The organism is Bacillus sp. JJ722 (genome assembly GCF_036963345.1).
In the GTDB taxonomy this organism is placed as follows: domain Bacteria; phylum Bacillota; class Bacilli; order Bacillales; family DSM-1321; genus Bacillus_AD.
On record NZ_JBALMO010000069.1, the window covers coordinates 1 to 17,833 of the forward strand.

The 17,833-nt window shown below is 35.1% G+C and carries 13 protein-coding genes; 3 read left to right on the plus strand and 10 right to left on the minus strand.

Annotated features, from left to right (window positions below):
- Nucleotides 1-64: 64 nt before the first annotated feature.
- From V7014_RS10060 to V7014_RS10080, 5 genes are all read right to left on the minus strand, one after another.
- Nucleotides 65-2,035 carry an S-layer homology domain-containing protein gene (locus tag V7014_RS10060; RefSeq protein WP_335506683.1) on the minus strand — a complete coding sequence of 657 codons (1,971 nt, stop codon included), beginning with the start codon at nt 2,033-2,035 and terminating at the stop codon, nt 65-67.
- 308 nt (nt 2,036-2,343) lie between these two features.
- Nucleotides 2,344-3,354, minus strand: a complete 1,011-nt coding sequence (locus V7014_RS10065) for a C40 family peptidase (RefSeq protein ID WP_335506685.1) — start codon at nt 3,352-3,354, stop codon at nt 2,344-2,346.
- Nucleotides 3,355-3,617: 263 nt separating this feature from the next.
- Complete coding sequence (locus V7014_RS10070; protein WP_335506687.1) at nt 3,618-5,588, minus strand: S8 family peptidase; 1,971 nt, start codon at nt 5,586-5,588, stop codon at nt 3,618-3,620.
- 90 nt (nt 5,589-5,678) lie between these two features.
- The gene (locus V7014_RS10075) at nt 5,679-7,091 is read right to left on the minus strand and encodes an N-acetylmuramoyl-L-alanine amidase (RefSeq protein ID WP_335506689.1); all 1,413 of its coding nucleotides are present in this window, start codon (nt 7,089-7,091) and stop codon (nt 5,679-5,681) included.
- A 394-nt stretch (nt 7,092-7,485) separates the two neighbouring features.
- Complete coding sequence (locus tag V7014_RS10080; RefSeq protein ID WP_335506691.1) at nt 7,486-8,928, minus strand: hypothetical protein; 1,443 nt, start codon at nt 8,926-8,928, stop codon at nt 7,486-7,488.
- 245 nt (nt 8,929-9,173) lie between these two features.
- On the opposite strand from V7014_RS10080, the gene V7014_RS10085 reads away from it, so the two are divergent.
- Together V7014_RS10085 and V7014_RS10090 are read left to right on the plus strand one after the other, a co-directional pair.
- Nucleotides 9,174-10,766: an SWIM zinc finger family protein gene (locus V7014_RS10085; protein ID WP_335506693.1), complete on the plus strand. Its 1,593-nt coding sequence runs from the start codon at nt 9,174-9,176 to the stop codon at nt 10,764-10,766.
- Nucleotides 10,756-13,596: a DEAD/DEAH box helicase gene (locus tag V7014_RS10090; protein WP_335506695.1), complete on the plus strand. Its 2,841-nt coding sequence runs from the start codon at nt 10,756-10,758 to the stop codon at nt 13,594-13,596. The genes V7014_RS10085 and V7014_RS10090 overlap by 11 nt, the downstream gene beginning before the upstream one ends.
- A 202-nt stretch (nt 13,597-13,798) precedes the next feature.
- Here V7014_RS10090 and V7014_RS10095 read toward each other — a convergent pair whose 3' ends face one another.
- A complete protein-coding gene (locus V7014_RS10095; protein WP_335506696.1) occupies nt 13,799-14,032 on the minus strand; it encodes a hypothetical protein in 234 nt (77 codons plus the stop codon).
- A 50-nt stretch (nt 14,033-14,082) separates the two neighbouring features.
- Nucleotides 14,083-14,439, minus strand: a complete 357-nt coding sequence (locus V7014_RS10100; protein WP_335506699.1) for a single-stranded DNA-binding protein — start codon at nt 14,437-14,439, stop codon at nt 14,083-14,085.
- A gap of 315 nt (nt 14,440-14,754) precedes the next feature.
- Here V7014_RS10100 and V7014_RS10105 point away from each other — a divergent pair, with 315 nt between their 5' ends.
- Nucleotides 14,755-15,189, plus strand: a complete 435-nt coding sequence (locus V7014_RS10105) for a YwpF family protein (protein WP_335506701.1) — start codon at nt 14,755-14,757, stop codon at nt 15,187-15,189.
- 262 nt (nt 15,190-15,451) lie between these two features.
- Here the strand turns inward: V7014_RS10105 and V7014_RS10110 are convergent, their stop codons facing one another.
- The 3 genes from V7014_RS10110 to fabZ form a co-directional block, all read right to left on the minus strand.
- On the minus strand, nt 15,452-15,844 hold the full coding sequence (locus V7014_RS10110; RefSeq protein WP_335506703.1) for a hypothetical protein: 393 nt from the start codon (nt 15,842-15,844) through the stop codon (nt 15,452-15,454).
- A 428-nt stretch (nt 15,845-16,272) separates the two neighbouring features.
- A complete protein-coding gene (locus tag V7014_RS10115; protein WP_335506705.1) occupies nt 16,273-16,623 on the minus strand; it encodes a hypothetical protein in 351 nt (116 codons plus the stop codon).
- Between the two features lie 611 nt (nt 16,624-17,234).
- Nucleotides 17,235-17,663: a 3-hydroxyacyl-ACP dehydratase FabZ gene (fabZ, locus tag V7014_RS10120; RefSeq protein WP_335506707.1), complete on the minus strand. Its 429-nt coding sequence runs from the start codon at nt 17,661-17,663 to the stop codon at nt 17,235-17,237.
- Nucleotides 17,664-17,833 lie beyond the last annotated feature (170 nt).

Genomic DNA, 17,833 nt, shown 5'->3' on the forward strand with positions numbered 1-17,833 from the left:
ATTTATATAGTGGCATAGGTGTAAGGTCATACAAAAACCACTCGATGATCGAGTGGTTAAATGATTATTTTGCTATTGGTAGTATCTTGGTATATTGCGTTGAAATATACCCGTATTTATCGCCTTTACTATCTGATAATATCTTATACCATTCTTTGTCTGCTGTTGTACCGACTACCGCGACTGGATATCCAGTCTTCGGATATGTATAAAGCATATTTGAATTCGTAACCCCCGCTGATGAACGTACATGTAGATTGACTGTAGTAGTTTCATAGGTTTTGTATGGAGAAGGATTCTTCAAGAAATCCTTTCCTCCTAACGCCTTGTCTAATTGATAAATATGACCGGCAACTTTTTGACCCCAATAAGGATCAGAAGCATAACGAACATTCATACCTCGAGCTTTATTCCCTACCATCCCACCATTCGCATAAGCTCCGCTTACAGGAATATAGTTTTTGTTTAAATAATTATTAACAAGTGAAGCTACACAATCACGAATTGAAGCATATGCCGCACCATTTTGGGGATTGCTATCATAAACTTTTATTCCAAAAATATTATTGCTTTCTTGTGCATGCTTACTCATTCCATAATCGCTTTCGTGAATGGCCATACCGATAATAACAAGTGCATTAATCTTATGATATTTCTCAAAGTCTTTCGCAATTGTTCCGAGACCAATTAGCTTACTTTTCTTAGTAGCATCTTTATAGCGCGCATAACCTTTTGGATTATTTTGATATAGCGCTTCTTTCTCCGCTAGCTTTGTTGCAATATATGTATTTAATTCAGCTGCGCTATATTTAGTGCTTGTACGAATAGGAAGCATGTTGAAGTATTGATGGAACGTCCCTACCACTGTACCTTTTTCTGTTTTAAAAGTTGATCCATTCCAACTGATGTATTTCACATCTTGTTTGAAAGCGGATGGCGCTTTGCCATAAATATACGAACTTGTTTTTGCTGTATCATGGTTGAAAATATTATGTACTAAGTCACCTGCAGAATTCACACTATAGTATGAACGACCTTTCATGGCTTGCGATGGTATTAATGTAACATCACTATGTTTTACATAACCTGTTCTTCCCGCTACTTTGACCGTTACTTTACTATCATCTGAGGTCACATATTCTAACTCACTGCCTGCCGAAACAGGTGCATAAATAGTTTTCATATCTGATTCATATACAACCGTTGTAGAATTTCCTTTAGCTGGTTTACTTACAACGATGCCATATCGCATTTTTACTACTTTATTATTTTTTAAGATCACTTGATTAGCAGTATTAGTGATGGCTTTATTAGCTTCACTAAATGTTTTGTAAGAGTTCTTGCTTGGCGTTATCGTACCATTTGTACTTACTATTCCAATACGATAAGGATGTTCTGTTGTTGGTGGCTTCGGAGTAGATTCCTTTAGACTTAGCATTCGTGAAATAAAAGCCGAAGCTTCTGCTCGCGTTGCCTGATTCTTCGGCTTAAATGATGTGCCAACTCCACCAGGGTTAGGATATCCAGAAATAATGTTCAAACCTACCATATACGATACGGCAAGTCTAGATTCAGATGAAACGATTGATTTTTCGTCTGTAAATGTGAGCTTTCCTTTTACTTTTGCAATGTTTAAGTAATCAAGCGATTTATCAATCATAACCGCCATTTGCTCACGTGTTACTAAATCATTAGGTCCAAATCGACTGGATGAATAACCTTTAATAATGCCAGCGGATGCTGCGGCATTTATTCCCGGAGCTAAACTTGAATGGGGAGACACATCTACGAATTGATGTTTGCCCTCAGGCAAATGGAGTGCACGTGAAAGAAAAGTCGCAAATTGCCCTCTACTAACTTTTTCCGACGGTTTATAAATTCCTTCTCCATAACCTTCAATAATTCCTTTATGAATCAAATCTCGCATTTCTTTTTCCAATGTAATCCCTGTAATATCATCTGCGTAAACTTGCGAAAGTGGTAACATATAAATTAAAAGCATTAGACTTAAAAATAGTGAAACTAGCTTCTTCATTAATAAGCTCCCTTCAAAACTACTGAATTTCTTATTCCTTTCTTAATATACTTATCGGTGCCTTTGTAAATTTTTCGAATTAAATTATTAAATAATTTGTTACAAAAATACAGAATTGAAGATTACACACGATGATTGAGGGTATATATCATAGTAGATCATTTCAGAACAAAAAAAATACACACCCTCAGGTGCGTATTGCTTTATCTATCAACTATATTCATATTTGTGGCAACCCGACTATAACTCTTCTAAACCGATTTGCCACAAATATGAAGTTCTTAAAGTCATTTTAATAAAATCGTACTTTAACGAGCATTCACTCCATTATAAACTGCTGTTGTGAACTCGCCTCGTAATGCTTTATCATTTGGACGATATGTTTTTGTCTTAAATCCGTTTGTACGATCAATCGAATGCATTGTAGCAATTGCATCAGAACCAAAAGATGATGGATTTACGTCACTGTATACAGCAGTATCACTAGCATTTGAAATCTTATTGTCATTCAATTTAAATGCTTTATTCACAATTAACGCCATTTCCATTCTTGTCATCGTTTTATCTGATCTATATGTTCCATCATTGTAACCGCTGATAATACCTAGTTCTTTCATAGCTGCGATATCTTTTGCAAAACGATTATTCGTAGATACATCTTTAAATGAACGAATATTCTTTGGCGAATGCTTTAGTACATTGTTCACGATTGCTGCTGCTTGACCTCTAGTAACGACATTATTCGGACGGAAAGTTCCATCTTCAAAGCCATTCACTACGCCTTTTGTACTTAATGTTTTCACCGGTGTGTAAGCAAAATGATTCTTAGCTACATCAACAAATTCTCCAGCAGGTAGTTGCTTCTTAGGTTCGAAAACACGTTTTGCACCTGTATATTTAGGTTTCCAGTAAGAATTGTTTAAACTTACTACTTCTACACCATCACTTGAAGTTGCACTAATAAAACTATTATTACCAACATAGATTCCAGCATGTGAAATACCAGGTTTATATGTATTTGAGAAAAATACTAAATCACCAGGTTGTAGGTCGTCTCGAGAGACTTTCTTTCCTACTTTGTTATACTGCTCAGCAGAAGTACGAGGTAAAGAAACACCTACTTTATTGAATACATATCTTAAAAATCCTGAGCAATCGAAACCACTTGGAGTTGTTCCACCAAATTTATAAGGAACACCTTTATATTTGTTAGCGACATTAACAACATCTTGCCCAGTATATTCTGCTGCTTTTCCATCAGTTGGTAAAACTGTTAATAGTATAATAGTGGTGAATAGTAAGTATACTAGCTTCTTCATGGAAGACCTCCAAAATCATAACTTTTTCATAGTAAATTTTAATAAACAATCCATAATTTAACGATAGTTCTATGATAGCAGATTCAACCAATTAAATATTTTACGTTTACATTACAAAACAATTACAGAATACGCCGTTTTCAGACATTCTTTAAGCTTTTTCATGCAAATAGTTTCTAAATATACTACAATTTCCGATAAATTGTAACGAAAAAGGCTATAAAAAAGACACAGATCTCTTTAACGAGTTCTGTGTCTTCCCTCTACTTCAGCTTTTCATTTTTGGCTTTAGATAAGAACACTGCATACGTTCCTCTTGTCATTTTCTCATAGGGTTTAAACGTACCATCCGCATACCCTTCTGATATTTTATGAAAAGCCATACGATTTATTTGTTCACTTCCTGTTACATTCGAATTAACATCTTTAAAGGAAGTAGTTGATACTTCTGCTGGTGGTAAATGAAAGCCATTAGCAATCATAATACTCATCTCAGCACGGGTTACAGATTCATCTCCACGAAATGTCCCATCAGGAAAACCTTTCAAAATACCATTTTTCACTGCCGCTCCAATATGTCCTGCTCCGAAAGTATCCTGTGTTACATCTTTAAAAGGTAGAACACTTGGCTCTGGTTGAAGTCCTAATGCATTAACTAATAGAATAACAGCTTCTGTTCTAGTAATATGTTGAAAAGGCTTGATTTCACCCGATGCATACCCATTCATGATATTTTCATGTTTCAAATACATCACATTACGGTTAAACCAATATTCATTCTTCATATCATTCATAACTGGTGATGATAGATCGGCGTGAAATAGTTTAGCCTGGGCTGGATCTTCTTTACCTTTAATGATTGGAACAAGTTTATAACGGATTTTTCCACTAGAACCATAATCGACTATTTTCCTATCCGTTCCATTCGAGATAATTTTCTTATCAAAACGGTATAGATTATAGCCTGTTGCATTCTCTGGTAATTGTGTAATGATAATATTAATAATACCATCTTCACTTTCTTCTACTACAACATTCGTTGTGTTAGGAACGACGGAATCCATTTGGACCAGACCGTAGCCAAACCTCACATCTCTCCCTGGAATACCTAAGTCTTTCGCATTCAACTTTAATAATTCTCTTATTTCTACATTATCCAATGTCGGATATTTCTCCATATATAACGCGGCTACTCCTGTCACGAACGGAGCTGCCATAGACGTACCAGACATCGTTCCATAGCTATTTTGTGAGATTGGCTTTGTACTATAAATCGATCCACCAGGAGCTGTTAACTCAACTTCATTTCCAATTGAGCTAGTAATATAGATGTCATTATTCTTCCCTAGTGACGAGACAGCAATGACTTCTGGATATTTACCAGGATACTGTACGTTATTCTCCTTACCAGTTGGATGTCGCTTGTTTCCAGCTGCTGCTACGATTAATATTCCTTGATTATAAGCTTTCTGAATAAGCTCTTTAATGGCTGGTTCCTCATGAGAATATGTCAAACTCATATTAATAATGTCCATATTATTCTTCAATGACCAGTCAAGAGCAGCCATAACGGAAGATGTAGTTCCATCTCCGTTGTTATCAAGTGCTTTAATTCCATAGATAGATGCTCCTGGAGCTACTCCTAAGGCGCCGAAATCATTATCTTGCGCTCCAATAATCCCCGCAACATGCGTACCATGTCCATCATCGTCATAGAAGGATCGCGAACAAACTTCCGGATTATCTAATAGATCCAGTACACATTTCCCTCCTGCTACCTTTAAATCAGGATGATTATAATCTATTCCACTATCAATAATTGCAATTTTGACACCTTCCCCTGACAAGGTAGATGGATATTTTTTGGCTAAATTTATACTACTATGACCCCAAGTAACAGTCTGTGCTTGGGATTGAACCAACTGATCTTTTTTTACGCTTTCAATCGATTCTTCTTGCGCGAGTAAATCTATTAGTTGTGGTTGTATTTCGACGGTTACAGCTGGTATTTTTTGATAAGTATGTATAACCGTTGTTTTATATTTCTTAAGAAGCTCGTAATCAACTTTCTTATTAAATAATACGTTGACTCTAGTTGTCTCCTGTAAGGTTTGCTTAACTACGGATTGATTACTCGCATATGATTGTCGTTCATTCACATCGGCACTAAAGGTATGAGGTGAAAAAAATATAATAAATGCAATGATTAGAAAACTACTACTATATCTCCGCATAGTTTCTCCCCTTGAATTATATATCTATAAAAAAGGAGCCTTTTATAGACTCCTTTTTGTTCAATTCAATAATAATTTTAATACATACAATTAATATAAACCATTTACATTAAAGCCTTTTGCTTTGTAATAGTCTAAAATACCATGATAAATAGCCGTTGCTGCTTTTTGGCGATATGATGGAGATGCCAATTTAGCATTATCTGACTTATTATCTATGAAACCTAATTCTACTAAAACTGCAGGCATAGAGTTCTCACGAAGAACATGGAGATCACCATGTTTCTCCCCACGATCTTTTGTTCCCATTGCTACAACTAATCGAGCTTGAATCTTCTCTGCAAGTAGTCTACTATCTTTTGTATTTGGATTTACTGCTCTTGCTGTATCATAATAATATGTTTCTGAACCGCTCGCGCTACCATTGTAAGCATTAGCATGAATACTTACAAATGTATTTGCTTTATTACGTTTAGCAAATGCTACACGCTCTGACAATTCAACGAACACATCTGTTTCTCTCGTATATTTCACCGTAAATGGTGTTTGTTCTAATAATTTCTTTAGGCGTAATCCTGTATCAAGTACTACAAACTTCTCTTGTAATTTATAACCTACAGCGCCTGGATCTTTTCCACCATGACCTGGATCAATTACGATAACTTGTGATGCAAGCGAATTACCACCACCAGTACCGCTTTCGCCACCAGAAGAAATATTACTTACTAAATATGAATCTAGCACAAATCCAATAGTATTTCCAGATTTAACTAAAGTCCATGTTCCTACTTTATAGCCAATTTCAACCTTGGTATTATATTTTAAAGCACCAACGGTACCGTATTTAGTTGAAGGACCTTTTCTAACATTCAGTGAATCAACATTTACATATTTCGATCCTGAGAATGTAATAGTTGGCTTCGTGCGCAACTTGTAGTCAATCGATCTCGCTAGGAAAACAGCAAAGTCAGCTCGAATAATGTTTTTATCTGCACCGAATGAGCCGTCTGCCATACCTTCCGCAATTCCTCTTGACTTCAACGCGTTAGCTGCACCTGATACAGTATTTCCAAAGCTATAATTGAAAGCTTTACTGATCATAACCGCCATTTCTCCACGCGTTACTTTTGCATAAGGTCTGAATGTTCCATCGCTGTAACCAGAAAGAATCTTTTTGTCTACAGCGGATTGAATGTAACCAGATGCAAAGTTGCTAGAACCAACATCTTTAAAAGATGTTGCTCTTTTCGTTCCATTCAAGTTCAAAGCACGTCCAATCATAGCCGCTGCTTCTCCACGCGTTACATGAGTATTAGGAACAAAGTTTCCTTTCGTATCACCAGTTACAATATCTCCTTGTCCAAGATATGTAATTTCTTTGTAAGCTCGATGTGATGAGCTTATGTCTTTAAAACTTGTTGCTGCTTCCGATTTGGTTTGACCAATCGTTAAAACCGTCGACATGGCTAGCACGAGACAAAGTAGTAGTTTTACAGCTCTCATTGAATTAAATTTCCTCCCTTTTCTACACTTTTCTATGTTTTACCATAGTTCTCTCGACATTCTCTTTGTGTCATCTATCTATTTATATAAACAAATAGCTAATGCCCTCATATAACATATCGTACTTTTACGACAAATTATTATGTACATACAGTGAATAACTTGAATAAAATCAAACTATTTCACCCTTCACAGTTCATTAGTATAACAAAACATGATTTAACAATTGGGAAAAATACCTTATTATTACCATATAGTAATATAAATGTAATATATTTATCTTTTATTTCCATTTACCTAACGCATGCTCTCGATTGAGACTTACATATTTAGAATAAAATAACCAAAAAAGAAGCATTCGCAAAGTAGGGAAACTTTGCAAACACTTCTTTTGTTAATCATTATTTCTTAAATATTGAACAATCCACTTTCTAAGGGCATGTATACCTAAGATCATTCCCACCACAATTCCTGAAATCGCTACAAGGAAGGAAATCCATTCAAAGAAAGTATAACTCCAAATTGCCTCCCACTTAATTTCTCCCTTCCAATCTTCAATTACTAGATTCATTCCATATATTCCAGAAATGACTGTATATATCGTCAGTATTTGTAATAAATAATTGTGGCGTTTTGAGGTAAGTTTTTCGTGATTTTGATATTGCGTTTCTAATGTTTTCTTAACATGATTATATAAATAATCAATTTGATATACGTTTTTCACTATTTGAAAGATTTCCTTACCATGAGTACTACTATTGACTTCTGGAGAGAAGTATCTTGAAGAGAATGTGGTAATCTTAACAATCAAATCCTCAATACGATCTTGATCTTTATCTATTTTAATTTCTGATTGCTCATACGTTAGTTTCATTAAAACAATTTTATAGAAGAAATAGAGAAGGATGGAATAAAAGTGCTTACCATACATTGCATTGGATAACACTTCTTGCAATTTATCGTTCTGACTTTTCGTCACACATGAAAAGGTATAGTCGCTCACCACATAATATGTTTCATCCGCCCAGCGGTCATGCACATTCTTTTCATAATACCGTTTAATATACTCCGGGTTATTGGCCCCAATTAGTGGTGATCCATCATCGCTATATCCATATAAATGGCCGATGCGGAACAGTTCTGTAGGTGTTACAGTACTATCTTCTTCCATAGATATATAAGAAATGACATACATTCTTTCATCCATAAAGAACGGTAAACTCCCGAAGTACGATGAATTTTGATCCTCATCATCAATATACCTACGTATGTTTGAACAAAGAATGGTAAAAATAAAGTCTCTCACCTTATCAAAACTTTGGTCATTATAAAGAATTCGGTGTGTTTGATCATCATCAATTATGGGCTCCATCACTCTGAATTCATCACTAAATTGAAGTGTGTCCGATAATGACATCCTCTTTGGCAGGACTACTCGAATATTCATGATTCCTATTTGATAAGGGCAAATAATAATGTCCAAAGATAATATATCAAATGGTGTTTTAATTTTTTTTGAAGTTAGCTCACAGTGCAAATTAATGGTTTTTGAAAAACGTCTCAAACATTCCTGCTTATGTATAGAGGTAGGAAACAATATGTTTTCTATGTTAGGAAGAAAGAATTGTTCCAAGCTTCGATGCGATACTTTATGGTCACCATAAAATTTGCTTTCCTGTTCTAGATTTTTTAAATAAAAAAATTCAAAGTCATCTTCTAAAAGACTACGAATTAGCTTTTTATTCACGTTATCCTTCAATTTAAATGGAAACATGAATTGAAATTGCGCACCATCCATATACTCACTACCGTCCTTCTCCATCTCTTCCGTTGCCATTTACACTCGCCACTCGCTTCCGATTCATTCTTACCCTTTCTTACCCTTTCCACATAATGAGTTAAACCTTTCAAGCGTAAATAGCTTGAAGTCAAGCATATGAGCCGTTCTTTTAAAAAGCATTCCATTTCAAGTATAATAAAAGAATATGCTTTTTCTTAAAAATGTATTTATGTAGGTCAAAAACGCCTATTTATTGCCTATACTTTAGGATATTGAAAAAGAATTAGTTGGAGGTTAAAAGAATGTCAGACGCGTTGCTGTTCTTTGGTAAAGAACTACGGGAAATTGTCAGTCCACAAGTACCTGAAGATGTTGTAGCGGTACAGCGTGGTCTACTACTTTACAGACAAAACATGGTTTATCAAAAACAAGAAGAACAAGACAATATTACGGCATCTGTACAAGATGTTATACCCTGCCAAGTAAAACTTGACTTAACAAATCCAACGAATAGCAGCTGCTCATGTAAGCAAGCGACTTTTTGTCGCCATCAACTAGCGACATTCTTCACATATTATGCGGAGATTGCTTCTGTGAGCAATTGGATTCAAGAATGGAAAAACGAGAAAAGTGAAAATACCATAACGCGTAATTCACTGCAATTACAGAAAGCAAAAGAACTATTTCAAGAAGATAAACCGATTGAAAAGACATATGCCTCTTGGAAAGCTTTCATGGAAGATACATTCACTTTACACATCGGCTATCACTTACAACAGCCGGCATATACATTATCATCTAAATGGGATGTTTATTTTCAAAGGCTTAAAGCCAAAATGCCAATAGAATCAACTTGGAAAATGCTTTACCTATTTGTAGGCTACTTCCAAACTTATTTGTTCATTTTACGCAGTATTAACAAGAATGAAACAGGTGTGCCTGCTCGCAACTTTTTAGAGGAAGAAGCACAGGAACTAGTTGAAAATATGATTTATTTAATGGAACAGTTAACTCGTATTTCAAGACCATTCGCATTTGATCAGTTCTATGGAGAAATCCGTAATGACCTGACTGAACTACTCAAGGAAAAAGGCGCATTAGCTCAATCTAGCCTAGACTTATACAGAGCTATTTGGACTCATTTGCTTAAAGAAAAACAATGGAGAAATGATGAGTTACATCAGTTAAATGGACAGCTTGCTTCCGAATCAAACGAATCTTTAGTAGCTGCGACAATTCACCTTTCCTTCTTAACTGGAGATACGGAAATTGTTACAAAGCTTCTCAATAAATTACACCCAAAGGATTATCCTTTATTAACGTATTGGATACGGTATTTCGATGAACAAAAAGCAGAACCGTTTCTCAAGTTTGTTATTCACAATATCGATGCGTATATCACATATGCATCAAGCCATTATCAAAGAAAAGAAACCATTCAATTCTTCCTTCCACGTGTTAGGAAATATTGTGTAACCAATAAGCGAACCGATCTATTCGAGAAGTTTTGTGAAGTTTGTCTACCCTATTCATTCATTTATTACAGTAATTATTTACTTGATTGTCAGAGGTATCGAAAGTGGATTGAACTTTGCATTTATAACAATGTTGAACTTGAATATATATCAAAAGACGAAATCAAAATGGTTCAAGAAAGTGACCCGTCGCTATTATTACCTTTATATACAAGTCTCGTAAATGAGAAAATTGAAAGTAAAAATCGCCAAAGCTATCGTGCAGCGGTTCGTTACTTAAAAAAAATACGTACAATTTACAAAAAGCAAAAGAAAATGGACCAATGGGAAAGGTATATCAATCAAATTCAGTCTTCAAACACAAGATTGCGTGCCTTTCAAGAAGAGTTGAAAAGGGGTAAGCTAATTCATGCTGAATAATATTACCGTACACACGGAACTCTTACAGACAGGAGAATACTTCCTCACTGCCTATGATAAAAATGGTGAATTTCTTCAACCTAAACGTTATGCAAAACAGCTATTCGCTTGGGATGAAGCAAGCTTTTACGGAAGCTTGCTTCACATAATGGAAATAAACGATGTAGAAGGAATAAAGCTCGATGCTTTTGGCCTTCTTTCTTTATACGCACAAGATCACTTTCTTTCTTTTATTGAATGGAATTGGGATGAACTATCTTTCCTTTGCTTAACAGCCGCTCCTTCCTTACAAGAAGTAATGGATGATGGCATACCTGTACCTGATTTCACTAACTTAGAAGAACAAGCAATAGGATGGACGTTACCAACTAAAGTACTTGAAGAATTCGATGAAGAATTTTGGCAACAAACACAACCTTTTTCTGAAAGTACCATTACAACTTATGACTTTGTGGAAAAATGGTTTAACAACGCCATTCAAGAAAGTCTACATCAAAATCCATTAACAAAAGAAAAGTGGAATACAGCTGTCCAATCATTGCAGCAAGCCGAATTAACCACTAAAGAATTACAGGATTATTTTACAGAAGATCGCTGGAAGAAATGGATAGGAATCGAAGAAAATGAATTGCCATTCTCGACTGGCTTACGTTTAATTGAACCAAGTGACGGTGACGACGGTTTATGGTCGCTTGAAGTAATTGTTCGCTCCACTAAGAAAGAGGACCTTATTAAAATATATGGTAAGCATAAACTACCGAAAGCATGGTCTGCTTATGAACAAAATATCGAAGAAGATATAGCTAGTTGGCTCAAACTTGTACCAAGCCTTGAAGAATATGGTCAGTTTAAAACGGAATTGACTGAAGAGGAAGCATGGATTTTCTTAACAGAAGCGAGTGAAAAACTATTATTTATCGGTGCTACCATTCTACTTCCATCTTGGTGGACAGAATTAAAACAGTCTTCACTTAAATTAAAAGCAAAAGTCAAAAGCACTTCTTCACATGGCCCTTCGTTTGTTGGCTTACAATCTTTAATGGACTTTGATTGGCGAATTTCCATGAACGGAGCTGAACTCACCGAAGAGGAATTCAGACAAATGGTGAGTGATAAACGACGCCTCATTTATGTAAATGGACAATGGGTTAAATTGGACCCTGAACTCATACGTCAAATACAACATATGATGAAGACCGCAGAGAAGAAAGGTATACCTTTAAGCGAATTATTCTATCAAGAATTGATGAACAACGAGATGGAAGAAGACAATGAAGATATGAACGAATTGTTGAAAATCCAATTCGAATTAAATCAAGAACTGAGAAAAATGTTTAGCGCCCTACGAGAAGTGAAGCAAATTCCAACTGTGCAACCACCCACTACGTTACATGGTGAATTACGCCCCTACCAAATTCAAGGGTTAAGCTGGCTTCTCTTCTTAAGGAAGCATGGCTTTGGAGCTTGTTTAGCAGATGATATGGGACTCGGAAAAACAGTGCAAGTTATTTCTTACATTCTTTCCATGCAAAATGACTCTCGTTTTATAGAAAAGCCACTTGCAACAAAAGCTACTTTAATTGTTTGCCCAACATCCGTACTAGGCAACTGGCAAAAGGAATTAGAGCGCTTCGCACCTTCCTTGAAGGTAGCTTTATACTATGGGTCACAACGCCCTAAAGGGGAGAACTTCGAAGCATTCGTAAATGACTATGATGTTATTCTAACTTCTTATGGTATGACACATATCGATCACGAAGAAATGAGTTCACTGTACTGGAATAGTGTCATTATAGATGAAGCACAAAATATTAAAAACGCAGCTACAAAACAATCACGTTCTGTGCGCAAATTAAAAGGCGTACATCAAATCGCATTAACGGGTACTCCTATGGAAAACCGTCTAAGTGAACTGTGGGCTATTTTTGACTTTATTAATAAAGGTTATTTAGGATCGCTGAAGACATTCCAGGATCAATTCGTGACCAGCATCGAACGCGACGGGCAGCAAGAGAAAATTAGAGAGCTTCAAAATATTATTCAACCATTCTTACTGCGACGAACGAAAAAAGACAAGGATGTAGCCCTTAATTTACCGGATAAGATTGAACAAAAGGAATTTGTTCCACTTACTTCTGAACAAGCGTCATTATATGAGCAATTAATTAATGACACCTTTAAACAACTTGAGAAGCTGAATGGATTTGAGCGAAAAGGACTCATTCTCCAAATGATCGGCAGGTTAAAACAACTTTGTAACCACCCTGCCCTTTACTTGAAAGAAGAAGATGATCATCAAGCTCGCATTCGTTCTGGTAAACTTGAGAAATTATTCGAACTTGTTGATGCCGTCATCGAACAGAAAGAAAGCTGTTTAATTTTCACCCAATATATTGGAATGGGTGAAATGATTCGTGATCTCTTGCAGAAAGCTTACGGTCATGAAGTTCCCTTCCTGAATGGTAGCCTTGCTAAGAAGCAACGCGATAACATGATAGAAAGCTTCCAAAATGGTGAATTTCCTATATTCATTCTTTCGCTCAAAGCAGGTGGTACTGGTTTAAACTTAACAGCAGCGAATCACGTAATCCATTACGATCGTTGGTGGAACCCAGCCGTTGAAAACCAAGCTACTGACCGAGCTTATCGAATTGGTCAAAATCGATTCGTACATGTTCACAAGCTCATTTGTACAGGTACTTTAGAAGAGAAGATTGATAAAATGCTCGATCAAAAACAAGCATTGAATGATGAAATTATTTCAGGTGAAAATTGGATCACAGAAATGAGTACAGAAGAAATTAAAGAACTTGTTTCACTACAAGGTTAACATCAAATCCATATCTTTTTATTAAGAGGCTACCATTGGGTCATTTGGTAGTCTCTTTTTACGCTCAAAAAAATAGACTGCGTATAGCAGTCCCATCAATAGAGGGTTCAAAACGATTCTCTTTTTCTATAGAGGAGTTAGAAGATTTGTTACGGGGCAATTTTAGGGGATATCAATTTGTTTAATGGGAAATAAGCGAAATTCAGCTTTCTTTTGTAGAGTGTGGTAGTAAGAACGATTTTGATGGGACTAGAGGATTATGATGAGTGTTTTCCTTTTCCAATAATACAAGTACGTATTCTTCTATGCTGAGTATTTGCTTCTTTAATTGTTGAATTTGCTCTTCGTATGAGCATACCTTCACATGTGATTGCGCGGTGAATTTAATTAAGTCACTAATTAATCGTTCCATTCGGAGTAATTTATCTTGTTCCATAGTTTCCCTTCTTTCCTGATTCCTCTTCACCTCCTTGAAACTATATTCATTTAACCTTCCATCGTTCGTGAAGCAACATTTGAATCCGTTCGTTTACTTTCAAGGAATTTGACACTGTCCGCTACAACTTCTGTTACATACACTCTCTTTTGCTCTTGATTATCGTATACCCTTGTCTGAATCCTTCCTGTTATACCAATTAAAGCACCTTTGCGACAATATTGAGCTGTGTTTTCAGCTGCTCTATTCCAAATGATACATGGAACAAAATCAGTAATGGACTCTCCCGTATTTTGTTTGTATCTTCGATTAAGAGCTAGCGTTACATTGGTAATTGCATGACCGTTAGGCGTATAACGCAAATCGGGATCTTTCGTTAATCTCCCTACTAGAATAACTTGATTCAAGACTCTCCCCCTTTCTTGTTTAAGGTTTTGCACATCATTATCTTACTGACAAATAGTTTAATTGCCAAACTAACGAAGAGTGCATATAAGTATACAATTCAAGAGAAAAAGGAACTTTATTAAATGAAAAATGAAATTTTGAAGGATGTCTGTACTAATCAAAGTTCTATTTTTTCTAATTCTACTTTTTTTGCACGAATTGTAAAAAATTTGTCAGTTCGTATGGGATTTCTTTAAATGCAAAAGTTCTATGCTATAATTAGAAAAACATTAAAGCCTAATTATAGAAAGTTTACAATGGAACGGAGGGATACTGTGAAATCATTTAAACTTGTATCTTTACAAGTTGTAACCTCTGAGGAAGAGCTAGTTGATATTGAATTAACAGAAGGTTTAATCATCAACAAAGAAGACGAACATAATCGCTGGTTACTTGAAGGCTTTATTAACAAGGAGAACTACGATCTCCTCTTACAGGCAACCAAAGGACAATACCACGCACGTATCCAAGTCGTTATTACGAAGAAAGAAAACTCCCCAGCTACATTTGACACCGAGATTTTAACCATTAAGCAAGTTGATCAATATTACAGTGTATTGTTCGAAGGATGTATCGTATCCAATCAAGCCGAATTTGCTGGATTATTACTAGAAAAATTAATCAAAAAGGGATTAAACGGAGATCATTTAATTCGTGAGTTCAAAGAAAAAATACTGATACGTCCGAGTATCTCTGCTGCTAAGAAATAAGTATTTATACATTTAAAAGAAGCTATTCCTCTAGGCAATAGCTTCTTTATTTTAAAATTATATAAAGTTTAAGTCGATTAATGAATGATATCTGACTTCATAAAATCAAAGTCAGGGTTCAGCAATTTCAAATTACATTGCTCGATGATGTATTGTACATCAGCTTTTGTATAGTTACGAATTGGTAGTTCTTCATTATAAGCTAAATGATAGATTACTACCGCTTCTGTTAATTCTAGATCACTAGCTTGCTCGTTTAACTCTAGTTTTTTTTTATAATCTTTTGCAATTGATCAATAATATAACGTGCTTCTGCTCGACAAGAATACGCATACTCTTTTGTACCAGCTTGTTTATGTAAATTTTCTATCTCTGCCATCTGCTCATCAGTTGGTACTTCATTAAGAATTTTATCAATCGTTTGATTAATTTTATTTGCTAACGCTGAGTGAAAGGCTGGGTCTGCTTTAATCTCATCATCTATCTTCTCATACCAAGAAGCATGCTGAACAATATACTCTCTCCATTCTTGCACAAAGTGTTCAATATTAGCTTTGTCTTCATTCCACTGAATGGAATTCATATAATTTTCAAACGCTGTATAAATGGATCGACTAATGCTGATTTTCATCCCAGGTGAAAGATTTTTCAACATGTAACCTCCATACCCCCTGTTACATAATTTTGTTAAAATACTAACATAAATTAAATCCTAAACATATAGAAAAAATTAACAGTTACTAATTTTTTATGTATTCAGTAACACACAACCAAAAGGGACTTAGTTTCCACACTTTACCCTTATTTTCTATATCTTATTGTAATTCTCATTTAAAAAATCCTAATAATTTTACTAAAGAATTGCCGTGACATTTTTCGACGGAATTCACTAAGTTTGTGACCATTACCATTTTACCACATTTTTCGGATTACACCATCAAGGTCAATATATAGATTGTAACATTGTATGACAAATTTGAGAAAAACAAATTGATTTAAAAGCAAAAAGGTAGGTTGAAAAAACAACCTACCTAACTTTTACAACATTTATTCAATTATTATTTCATGTCGCATACCTTGAAATTACTTTACATTTTTGTCTTTAACGTTGTCGTTATCTGTAGTAGTATCATTATCTACATTATCATCAACGTTATCACCATCAGGAACAAGATCATTATCATTGTCATTTACGTCATTGTCATTTACGTTATTATCATTTACGTCATTGCCATTTACATTGTCCTGAACGTCGTTTACACCTTCTTCGATGTTCTCTTGAACGTCATTTGCACCTTCTTCTACGTTTTCCTGAACATCATTTACATCAGGGTTATTATCGTTCATATCATTATCATCATTGTCACCACAGCCAGTTAACAACATAGCTGATAAAGCGCAGCCACTTAATAATGTTAATAACTTCTTATTCATTTTGTTTTCCTCCTTTCAAGAAAATATTGTTGACCTATGTAAGCGTCAGTTCGTATTTTGCCCTGAAAAGCGAAAAATGTTACACGATTTCATAAAAGTCATTTATGTTTTTTAATGTATAAATACCAAACGTTAACAGTAGATGATTTGCTATTACTGGAGATGATAAATAAAAGGAGCCGCTACTTTCAATTCGTTAGCATTACCGTTTCCTAAGTAAAACAAATGCTTGCACACATTTTGTACATCACATAAAAACCGGTATTTTCGAATAAAGATGCATTCAGCAATATTATGGATAAATTTATAACATAAGCGTATCGATGTTATATTAGGATAATAAATAAACATCAGAATTATTCCATAAAAAAAGACTGAACCACTAGGATTCAGTCTACCAACGGGTGAATGATTCTGGCTTACCAACCATATAATTAAATAATTATCATCATCCACAATTATTCATTCCATAAAAAGAATGAACAATATTACTTATTATACGGATAATTTTTAGAAGGTAAACCTTTTTCAATATAATTAATACTTGTGACCTACGCTATGTTACAAGCTGTAAAGTCTATATCATATTTGTCTTTTTCTTGTAATATATGTTATTTATCGCCTAGTGCAAAAGAGATTTCTACCTCACATGCTACTTCACCGTCTACGGTTGCTACTGCTTTCCCTTTACCAAACGTACTGCGTAAACGAGTTAATTCTACCTCTAATCTTAATTGATCACCTGGTTTCACTTGCTTCTTAATACGACAATTATCGATACCAGCTAAAAAACCAATTTTCCCTTGATTTTCTTCTTTCTTTAGAAGAGCAACAGCACCAACTTGAGCTAAAGCTTCAATAATTAAAACACCTGGCATAACAGGGTAGTCTGGAAAATGACCGTTGAAGAACTCTTCATTTGCTGTTACATTCTTAATTCCAACCGCACGCTTGCCTTCTTCTAATTCAACAATTTTGTCCACCAATAAAAACGGGTAACGATGAGGGATAATTTTTTTGATTTCAGTAATATCTAACATACTTAGCCTCCTATATGTATAAAGCAATTTATTTATTTTTCTATATATAAAAAGAAATCCCTCTATTGAGGGGTTTCTTTTTTCAAAAGATAAGAAAGTATTGCTTGATGTCTAGCTCCAGCGCCCAGCTCCTAGTGGACTTCAACAACCTCCCTACGATAAGTCAACAT